Consider the following 10,421-nt stretch of genomic DNA (forward strand, 5'->3'; position numbering starts at 1 on the left):
ATGGTATACCATGCTTTTGGGCAAAGGCGATATTTTCATTTTTGCGAATTTCGTATTCTTTTTTGGGGTGAATGTTGGGGTTATAAAAATAAATGGTAAATTCAATGCCACTGGCAATCATCGCCTCCATGACCTCACCTGAACAAGGGGCACAGCATGAATGTAGCAGTACTTTTTTATGTCCGTTGGGTGGGGTTAAAATAGGGCGGTCAATGGGGGTGAGTGTTGGATAATCACAGGCTTTGGCAATTGCCACAGGTGTGTCTGTTTTCATGTCAATAGTACTCATTAATGTATGTGATTGGTTTTGTTTGGTTTTTTAGCGATTATAAATTTGGCTTTTTATTATTGATCTATTATGCTGGTTTTTTACCGATTAAGCAAGATTTTATCATTTTATCTTGTCTTGTGTGTTGATTTATAAGACATTTTATGAAATATTTGTAAGACAGTTACTTGAGCTAAAAAAATATCAACAATATTTTACAATTGCTAATGTTGTGTTATACTAGCGTTCTTTGTTTTATTGGGTAAATAATTTATCCATAAAATTGCTTTATCCGTAAACTTGAGGCAAAACGCATAGCAAACTGCTAAGTTGATGTCAAGGAAGAATATGAGAAAGTATATTTTAAGCCGTATTTTCAGATCATTACTCTCTGTAGTTGTCGTGACGGCTTTGGTTTATGTCATTGTTTATACCTTAGTGCCAACGAGTCTTATTTTTAAACAAGACCCCAACTACAATAAGATGACCAAAACTTTGGATAAGAAAGTTGATTATGAAAATACAACTTTTGATTCCATGGGATATATTGACTATTTATCTGCTGGGGAGCTGCAAAAGCGTGTTAGTAGCCAAGGCGGCGATATTAATAGTGAAGCTGCCTACCAAAATTATCTGTCAACCTTAAATGGTCAGTGGCAGTTAAAAACCTATCCACTGAGTGAACAGTTTTATGCCACGCGTGATATCCCTATCTATGAGCGGGTGTGGTCTTTTTTCTCTAATCTGATTGAAATTGATCATCCTTGGAAGATACAAGATCCAGACAATCCCAATTTACCAAGATATATGCGGTTTGAAAAAGATGCTGCAGCAGGTTGGGCGTTGGTTGGTTCTGGTACTCACCATAAATATTTGCTATATACCAATCGTGAATTTCCTTACCTACACCAAAATTTCATTAATCTGAATTTGGGAACTTCTTACCCAACTTACAGCAATGTCCCTGTATGGCAGGTGATTACACAAGGACAAGGTCGTATCGATTTACAGGAAGTGACTTTCCCAACAGGTGTGACCAAAAAGTCATCTGTAGATATTTATAGCAGAACCTATAAAAATCCGAATACCATGGATGATATTGCCCGTGCTAATTATGGCGAAAATGACAACTATTCCAAAACTAAAACCAATTATAAAGATCCATCTATGATTTATAATTCATTTGTTATTGGGTTGTTTGGCGTATTATTCTCTTATGGAATAGGCTTGCCCATTGGTATGCTTATGGCACGCTTTAAAGATGGATTGTTTGATAAAGTTTCCACGGCAACCATGACTTTTATGCTGGCATTGCCAAGTATTGCGTTAATTTATGTCATCCGTTTTGCTGGTAGTCAACTGACAGGTTTGCCTGACTCTTTCCCAATCTTAGGGGCTTCGGATATTCGGTCTTATATTTTGCCAGCACTAATTTTGGGGATATTTAGCTTACCATATACTGTAATTTGGTTTCGTCGTTATTTGGTTGATATTCAAGCCAGTGATTGGGTGCGTTTTGCTCGTGCCAAGGGATTATCTGAATCAGAAATTTACAAAAAGCACTTATTTAAAAACGCCATGGTGCCTGTGGTTGTTGGTATTCCTGCCAGTATTATTTTAGCCATTGGTGGTGCAACACTAACCGAGACCATTTTTGCGTTTCCTGGCATGGGTAAAATGCTCATTGACTCGATTAAGGCAGCCAATAATGCCATGATTGTTGGACTGACATTTATTTTTACTGTTTTATCAATTATCTCGCTACTATTGGGAGATATCGCCATGGCATTGGTGGACCCACGCATCAAACTATCTGAAGACAAAAAAGGTGAGTAAATGGAAGTTGTTGATAAATCTAAGTTTAAATTTGTTGGTCGTGATAGCCGTGCTTCTGAGGTTATCGATACACCGACCTATTCTTATTGGAAATCGGTTGCTCGCCAGTTTTTTTCCAAAAAATCAACCTATGTGATGCTCGCCATTTTGTCAGTGATTTTATTGATGAGCTTTATTTATCCCATGGTTGTGCCTTATGATTTTAGTGATGTCAGTAATATTAATGACTTTTCTAAGCGCTATATTTGGCCAAATAGTGAATATTGGTTTGGCACTGACAAAAATGGTCATTCATTATTTGATGGCGTATGGTATGGGGCACGAAATTCCATCCTAATTTCGGTGATTGCAACCTTTATTAATATCACTATTGGCGTTGTTGTAGGTGCGCTGTGGGGCGTGTCAAAGTCTATTGATAAAATCATGCTGGAGATTTACAACATCATCTCCAATGTACCCTCAATGCTGATTATCATTGTGTTGACCTATGCATTAGGAGCGGGATTTTGGAAGCTAATTTTAGCATTTTGTATCACAGGGTGGATTGGTGTTGCTTTTACCATTCGGGTTCAAATCATGCGTTTTCGTGATTTGGAATATAATTTGGCAAGCCGAACATTGGGTACACCTAAATATAAAATTGCTGTCAAAAATTTATTGCCACAAATATTATCAATTATTATGACATTGTTGTCACAAATGTTGCCAGTTTATATCTCCTATGAAGCATTTTTATCCTTCTTTGGTATTGGTCTACCAACTACCACGCCAAGTTTGGGGCGTTTGATTGCCAATTATTCGAGCAACTTAACCACCAATGCTTATTTATTTTGGATACCACTGACGGTATTGGTATTGGTATCATTGCCATTGTATCTTGTGGGGCAAAATTTGGCAGATGCCACCGATCCACGCTCACATAAATAGATGAACTGATGAGATATCAGACAAGTAAGGACTGTCATGACTACAAATAATGTTATATTGGAAGTAAATGATTTGGTGGTTGAGTTTACAGTGCGTAAACGCATTTTAACTGCCATTCGCAATATTTCTTTGAAGTTACATGAAGGTGAAATTTTGGCTTTAGTGGGTGAGTCAGGATCTGGCAAATCCGTCTTAACCAAGACTTTTACAGGCATGTTGGAAAATAATGGTCGCATTGCCTCAGGTGATATTTTATACCGTGGACAAGATTTAACCAAACTTACCAATAATGAAGATTGGCTTAAAATTCGTGGTTCAAAAATTGCGACCATCTTTCAAGACCCCATGACCAGTTTAAGCCCAATTAAAACGATTGGTGCACAGATTGTAGAGGTAATTACCAAACACCAAAAAGTTAGTCGTAAAGAAGCCAAAATTCAAGCGATTGACTATATGCGTAAGGTTGGTATTTCCAATCCTGAAAAACGCTTTAATGATTATCCGTTTGAATATTCAGGCGGTATGCGCCAACGCATCGTTATTGCGATTGCTTTGGCGTGTCGTCCTGATATTTTGGTATGTGATGAGCCAACCACCGCTCTTGATGTTACCATTCAAGCACAAATCATTGATCTGCTAAAAAGCCTACAGCAGGAATATCGCTTTACCATCATCTTTATTACGCATGATTTGGGTGTGGTGGCTAGTATTGCTGATAAGGTTGCGGTTATGTATGCAGGTGAGATTGTTGAATTTGCATCAGTCAAGGAGATATTTTACAATCCACAACATCCTTATACATGGAGCTTATTATCAAGTCTGCCACAGCTTGTTAATGATTCAGGAGAGCTGTACGCCATTCCTGGTACGCCGCCATCCTTGTACTCGCCTATTGTGGGCGATGCCTTTGCTTTGCGTTCAGAATATGCCATGGAAATTGACTTTGAACAACGACCGCCCATCATCAATGTCTCTGATACCCATTGGGCAAAAACATGGCTTTTGCATCCCGATGCACCCAAGGCCAATAAGCCTGAAGCGATCTGTGATTTGCATGAAAAAATATTGCAAAAACTATCTTAATCAGTTAGGATTTTTAAGTTAATTGATGATAACTTTAAGTAATAATAAGAGGGAATAATGTCACAGACAGTAAATACCACCACACAACAAACCGCACCAAAAAAATTGGTGGAAGTGAAAGATTTGGAAATCTCTTTTGGTGAAGGTAAAAAACGCTTCGTTGCTGTTAAAAATGCAAACTTCTTCATCAATAAAGGTGAAACTTTTTCTTTGGTTGGTGAATCAGGCAGTGGTAAAACTACCATTGGGCGTGCCATTATCGGACTTAATAACATTACAGGTGGTCAGATTATCTATGATGGTAAAGTCATTAGTAATCAACCTAAAGATGCAGAGCTGATTTGTAAGATTCAGATGATTTTCCAAGACCCTGCCGCCAGCTTAAATGAGCGTGCGACGGTTAATTATATCATCTCAGAAGGGTTATATAATTTTAAATTATATAAAGATAATGCTGACCGCTTAGCAAAAATTAAACAAATGATGGCGGAAGTTGGTTTGTTACCTGAACATCTGACACGCTATCCTCACGAATTTTCAGGTGGTCAACGCCAGCGTATTGGTATTGCCAGAGCATTGGTTATGGATCCTGAATTTGTTATCGCTGATGAACCAATTTCTGCATTGGATGTCTCTGTGCGTGCCCAAGTGTTGAACTTGCTAAAAAAAATGCAGCGAGAAAAGCACTTGACTTATTTGTTTATCGCACATGATTTGTCTGTGGTGCGTTTTATTTCTGATAGGATTGCTGTTATTTATAAAGGCGTGATTGTTGAAATCGCTGAAACTGAAGAGCTGTTTAAAAATCCTATTCATCCGTATACCAAATCATTGTTGTCTGCTGTTCCCATTCCAGACCCGATACTTGAGCGTAAAAAACAACTGATTGTATATGATCCCACGCAGCATGACTATTCTAGCGATGAGCCGAGCATGGTGGAGATTAAGCCTAATCATTTTGTTTGGGCGAACAAACAAGAGCTTGAACGCTATCAACAACACATTTCAAACCAAACAGTCGTATAACCCATACCAACTAAAATAAGGAGAAGTAGCAAGGAGGGATTACTTAAGATAATTTTATTAAATACCGTATTTGTTTGATAGGCATCATGATGGTATTGATTGAAATATGATTTTTTAAGTTTTAGATGGTTAGCATAACCTTAAGGGTGTTTAAGTTTTATTCTTAAAAACGCCATTTCACATAACAAACAAAGGACCCATGTTATGAAAAAAACGAAGTTATTTGCCACAGTAGGGGCAGCAGTATTATCAGCATCTATTTTAGCTGCATGCAGCAATAATAGCACGACAGCATCACAAGGTGGCGGTGATTTAACCACCTATAAATATGTGTTTTCAGGTGACCCAAAATCTTTAGACTATATCTTAGCCAACCAAGCTGTTACTGCCGATGTTACCACTCAGATGGTTGATGGTTTGCTAGAAAATGATGAATATGGCAACCTTGTCCCTTCTTTGGCGACTGATTGGAGCGTTTCAGAAGATGGATTAACTTATACCTACACCTTGCGTGATGGGGTATTTTGGTACACTTCAGATGGCGAAGAATATGCGCCCGTTACTGCCCATGACTTTGTGACAGGTCTAAAACATGCCGTTGACGGTAAATCTGATGCACTTTATGTGGTTGAAGATTCTGTAAAAAACCTAAAAGCCTATAAAGAAGGTAAAGTGAATTGGGAAGAGGTTGGCGTTAAGGCTTTAGATGATAAAACTGTACAATACACGCTAAACCAACCAGAATCATATTGGAATTCTAAAGTGACCTATAGCGTCCTATTCCCTGTGAATGCTAAGTTTTTACAATCTAAAGGTAAAGATTTTGGTGCTTTAGATCCTTCATCTATTTTGGTCAATGGTGCTTACTTTTTAAGTGCCTATGCATCAAAATCTTTGATGGAATTTACTAAAAATGATAATTATTGGGATGCTGACAATGTTCATGTACAGTCTGTCAAGCTAACCTATACCGATGGCTCAGATCCTGGTTCGTATTATCGTAACTTTGATAAAGGCGAGTTTAGCGTTGCACGCTTATATCCAAATGACCCAACTTACCAAGCTGCCAGTGAAAAATATCAAGATAACATCGTTTATGGCTTGATAGATGGTACAACTTATTATTTCACCTTTAACCTAAATCGTTCTGCTTTTGCCAATAGCACAAAAACGCCAGAGCAACAAGAATCTGCCAAAAAGGCAATGCTGAACAAAGATTTCCGTCAAGCGGTTATGTTTGCACTTGATCGTGCAGCTTATCAAGCACAAACTGTCGGTGAGGAAGCCGAAACCAAGGCCTTGCGTAATATGCTGGTACCGCCAACTTTTGTGTCTGCCGATGGTGAAGACTTTGGGCAAATGGTGAAAAAAGACTTGGTAGGCTATGGTACGGAATGGCAAGATGTCGATTTGTCAGATAGCCAAGATGGTCTATACAATCCACAAAAAGCCAAAGAAGAGTTTGCTAAAGCCAGACAAACTTTAGAAGCTCAAGGCGTGACTTTCCCTATCTATTTGGATTTTCCAATTGACCAAGCAGATTCGAACAGAGTTCAGCAAGCTCAATCATTCAAGCAATCGGTTGAGGCCTCATTGGGTCAAGAAAATATCATTATCAATGTCATTGAAACCGAGACCTCAACTTATGAGTCTCAAGGCTACTATGCTGAATCGCCAGAGCAGCAAGATTATGATATTATGATGGCAGGTTGGGGCCCGGATTATCAAGATCCACGCACCTATTTGGATATCATGAGTCCTATTGATGGTGCCATGCTACAAAAAACAGGTATCCACAGAGGTGGCGATAAAGCTTTAGTTAAACAAGTTGGTTTGGATACTTATCAAACACTGCTTAATCAGGCATCGGTCATCTCTAATGATAACAGTGCGCGTTATAATGCCTATGCCAAAGCACAGGCATTACTGATTGACAGTGCTTTACAAATCCCAATGGTTGCTATTGGTGGTGTACCAAGAGTTTCTAAAGGCGTACCATTTAGCGGATCATTTTCTTGGGCGGGCAATAAAGGCGGTAGCTGGTATAAGAGATTAAAACTACAAGCACAGCCTATCACGACTGAGCAATATGAGAAAGCCTATCAAGCATGGCAAAGTGAAAAATCGGCTTCTAATGCCAAATATGCTGACAGCCTTGTTAATCGTGTCAAAAAATCAGATACAGCAGCAAGCGATGCTGCAGCAACTGATGCTGCAACCACGGATACGACAACAGCGAATTGATTTAATCAATCAGCAATCAATAAAAAAGCATGGTTATCCATGCTTTTTTATTTGGGTAGTAAAAAAATTATCTTGGGTTGCAGTTTTTGAACAAAGTTTTGTTCTTTGGGTCGGTGATGACTGCAATACCGACTTGATTGTAGTTCTTGGCATCGATATAGTCTGCAGTCATGGTATAACCACCAAAGCCAAAAATTGAGCTTGTCATATCTGATGCGTTAAGATTGATGGGCATACCGACAGTTTTGCCAGAGAAGCTAGCAACGGCTTTAGATGGTAAATCTGCATCGTTAAAGATGTATTTAACATTGACACTTTTACCGCCTTGGCAGGTGTATTGTACGGTTTTTGGACTCATGGCATTGGCAGAAATAGCCATCATGCCAGCAGTAGCCACAATAAGACTAAAGGCAAGTTTTTTCATGATATTTTCCTTATGTATCAGTCATAATGACTTGTAATTGGGTATGATTGAATGTCTTAGAATGATGATTTTGACCATCAAGCGTGAGAGTAAAGATTGTTTCGGGGTTAGTGATAGGGCATTTGATTGGCTCTAGATTGATTGCTTATTTTACCAACCTAGAGCCTATCTTTAGCCATTAAATCAAATACCCAAGTTAAAATCAAGTGATATTTATGATTAAAACTTGGGATTAAAGCTTACCTTATTAATATTATTTTTATTAATATTATGTTAAGCGTTAAAGTTTTGTAACATATCTGACATTACAGCCTTTATGAGCAAAATCACCAGAAGGGCTTGTGATGTTAATGCCTAGTTTGTGATAGTTATACAATGTCATGGCATCAGTCATCAAGCTGTAGTTATTTTCATCACCAAAAACGCTATCAACATTGTCAGAACGATTTAAATTAAATGGCATAAAACGGTTTTTGCCATCAACATAAGCACTGGCATAAGTTGGCAATCTTTGTTGGTTAAAGCCATAAGTTACGGTGGCTTGCCCACCTGATTGGCAGGCATAAGTAACTTGACGCTTTAATACGGTAGAATCATGAGCTTCTTGAGCATGGTCAACTTGAGCATGAGCTGCACCAATGAATCCAACAAGTGCCAAGGCAGTCGCAGGGGCTAAAGCTAAGATTTTCATAGAATACCTCCAAATGTTGTTATTTAAAAGCTCAAATTTAAACGGTTTTGTGTATAAATTTGGCTCAGCTTCCACTTTTATCAATAATCAATTTTCTAAAGCGATCGGCATAATAACTTTAGGCTTTTGATAATAATAATATAATCCTATATAAAAATAAATACCATAGTATTATGGTAAATAACTTATAATTAAGGTAAGAATACGGTAAAAGATTGTTACCAATGCGTGATTGATACAAGTATTGATACCAGTTTTGACATGTGCCTTGAAATAGTTATCTTAAACATTGAAATATACTTAATTAAGTGTTGCATATTTGATGATTTTCTTGTAGTATCGTTACTCTACTGTGATATAACAAAACATAACATCAATATTTTAACAGAATTGTTACATTGAGTATGAATGTTAAATCATGATGACCATCGCAGGCAATCATAATCGATGCCTGATAGCATAGATGAAACTCAGGCTAAAAGTTCAGCGATAAGCCAAACTTGATGGCTGAAAATCTATGATAACCAACCTAGGAAACTTCAATCAAGGAGAGATGTATGAAAGCACAATTTACAACCCTAAAAGTCATCGGCGGACTATTTGTAGGTGGCATGATGCTAAATGCACATGCAGCACCTGAATTATATGGTTACGCATCTCTTGGCATTGCTGCTAATCATAAAAAAACAACCAACAAGACAACCAATGTCAGTACATCAACAACAGACCGCCCCTATCTGTATAGCAGCGGATCACGCATTGGCCTTAGAGGGTCTGAAAAGTTAAATGATGATTATGAGGTTTTGTACAAGTTGGAGTACCGTCTAGAAAATGATGGTGATTTACGCAATGAAAAAATCAAGCAGCCAGATGGTACTGAAAAGACTGTTGCTAAAACACGCAATTTTGAGGCTCGTGATTCATGGATTGGCGTGAAGCATAAAAAGTATGGTACCATCAAGGCGGGTCGTATGTTGTCTTTGGATCCATATGTGCGTTATACTGCCTATCTGGCGTCAGGCGTAGATGGGGTGCGTACCAATAATACCATTGCATACGAATCACCAAAAATCAAAGATGTTAGTTTTCAGGCGATGTACATCTTAGATGAAAATAAAGAGACAGATACCATTGATCGTGATGGTTATTCATTGCTTGTCAAGAAAAACACAGATACATATAATGTTGGTGCAGCTTATGCCTATTTTGGTAAAGCAAAAACCTCTTATGGCAAGATTAACTATACTGCGCGTGTGACAGGTAATTATAAAATTAATGAGGATTATAAAGTAGGTGGTATCTATCAGCATGTCGGCTATGCCAATGACGACAGTGCCAAAAATAATACAGAACAAGCTGTTGGCGTGGCTTTGCAGCATTTTAAAGACAAATGGACTCATACCGCACACATGAATCTTGTGAATAATCCTAGTGGGAAAAAGGGCGATGGGTTTGAGCTGATCGGAGCAATTGACCGTGATATTTCTAAAAATGTCTCTGCAGGCATGGATATCACCTATGGTAACTTTAACTACGCAACAGAAAAAGAATCTTACATCAACCCAACTATCTATGCGACTGTATATTTTTAACCAATTCATTGTTGGTTAATTAAGTAAGATGTGATAAAGTCAATTTACGACAAGGCGACAGATTGCCAATCTACTCAATAAAAGTACCACAATGAAAAACACCCTAAAAGTCTCATCTTTGGGGTGTTTTTATTGATTTTTAGGATATTGGTAATAGATAAAATTTTTTATGATATAAAAAAATTCCTTAGCTATTAAGATGGCTAAGGAATTTTTAAATTTGGCTCCCCAACCTGGGCTCGAACCAGGGACACACGGATTAACAGTCCGATGCTCTACCGACTGAGCTATTGGGGAATAATGGTGGGTCGTGCAGGATTCGAACCTGCG

9 protein-coding genes and 1 tRNA gene are annotated in these 10,421 nt (G+C 38.1%); 6 read left to right on the forward strand and 4 right to left on the reverse strand.

The window, feature by feature from the left end; translation table 11 throughout:
• Positions 1–274 (reverse strand): epoxyqueuosine reductase QueH (locus tag HMPREF2573_RS02040; protein ID WP_210383684.1); only part of this gene is annotated, 274 nt, incomplete at its 3' end.
• Between the two features lie 342 nt (positions 275–616).
• On the opposite strand from HMPREF2573_RS02040, the gene HMPREF2573_RS02045 reads away from it, so the two are divergent.
• The 5 genes from HMPREF2573_RS02045 to HMPREF2573_RS02065 all read left to right on the forward strand — a co-directional run bounded on the left by HMPREF2573_RS02045 (position 617) and on the right by HMPREF2573_RS02065 (position 7,384).
• On the forward strand, positions 617–2,104 hold the full coding sequence (locus tag HMPREF2573_RS02045) for an ABC transporter permease (RefSeq protein ID WP_003657525.1): 1,488 nt from the start codon (positions 617–619) through the stop codon (positions 2,102–2,104).
• Positions 2,105–3,031 carry an oligopeptide ABC transporter permease OppC gene (gene oppC, locus HMPREF2573_RS02050; protein WP_003660286.1) on the forward strand — a complete coding sequence of 309 codons (927 nt, stop codon included), beginning with the start codon at positions 2,105–2,107 and terminating at the stop codon, positions 3,029–3,031.
• A 36-nt stretch (positions 3,032–3,067) separates the two neighbouring features.
• Positions 3,068–4,114 carry an ABC transporter ATP-binding protein gene (locus HMPREF2573_RS02055; protein WP_042510401.1) on the forward strand — a complete coding sequence of 349 codons (1,047 nt, stop codon included), beginning with the start codon at positions 3,068–3,070 and terminating at the stop codon, positions 4,112–4,114.
• Between the two features lie 57 nt (positions 4,115–4,171).
• Positions 4,172–5,140, forward strand: a complete 969-nt coding sequence (locus tag HMPREF2573_RS02060) for an ATP-binding cassette domain-containing protein (RefSeq protein ID WP_003657521.1) — start codon at positions 4,172–4,174, stop codon at positions 5,138–5,140.
• Between the two features lie 204 nt (positions 5,141–5,344).
• A complete protein-coding gene (locus HMPREF2573_RS02065) occupies positions 5,345–7,384 on the forward strand; it encodes a peptide ABC transporter substrate-binding protein (RefSeq protein WP_070472408.1) in 2,040 nt (679 codons plus the stop codon).
• Between the two features lie 67 nt (positions 7,385–7,451).
• Here the strand turns inward: HMPREF2573_RS02065 and HMPREF2573_RS02070 are convergent, their stop codons facing one another.
• Positions 7,452–7,808, reverse strand: coding sequence for an ACP-like domain-containing protein (locus HMPREF2573_RS02070; RefSeq protein WP_003664246.1), 357 nt, complete (start codon positions 7,806–7,808; stop codon positions 7,452–7,454).
• Between the two features lie 280 nt (positions 7,809–8,088).
• Entirely contained in the window at positions 8,089–8,499 is a 411-nt protein-coding gene (locus HMPREF2573_RS02075) for an ACP-like domain-containing protein (protein WP_003657518.1), read from the reverse strand.
• A gap of 557 nt (positions 8,500–9,056) precedes the next feature.
• Between HMPREF2573_RS02075 and HMPREF2573_RS02080 the strand changes: the two genes are divergently transcribed.
• Complete coding sequence (locus HMPREF2573_RS02080) at positions 9,057–10,091, forward strand: porin (protein WP_003657516.1); 1,035 nt, start codon at positions 9,057–9,059, stop codon at positions 10,089–10,091.
• Positions 10,092–10,312: 221 nt separating this feature from the next.
• Here HMPREF2573_RS02080 and HMPREF2573_RS02085 read toward each other — a convergent pair.
• A tRNA-Asn gene (locus HMPREF2573_RS02085) sits at positions 10,313–10,388 on the reverse strand.
• Between the last annotated feature and the right edge of the window lie 33 nt (positions 10,389–10,421).

It is taken from the genome of Moraxella sp. HMSC061H09, assembly GCF_001809255.1.
Lineage (GTDB): Bacteria > Pseudomonadota > Gammaproteobacteria > Pseudomonadales > Moraxellaceae > Moraxella > Moraxella catarrhalis.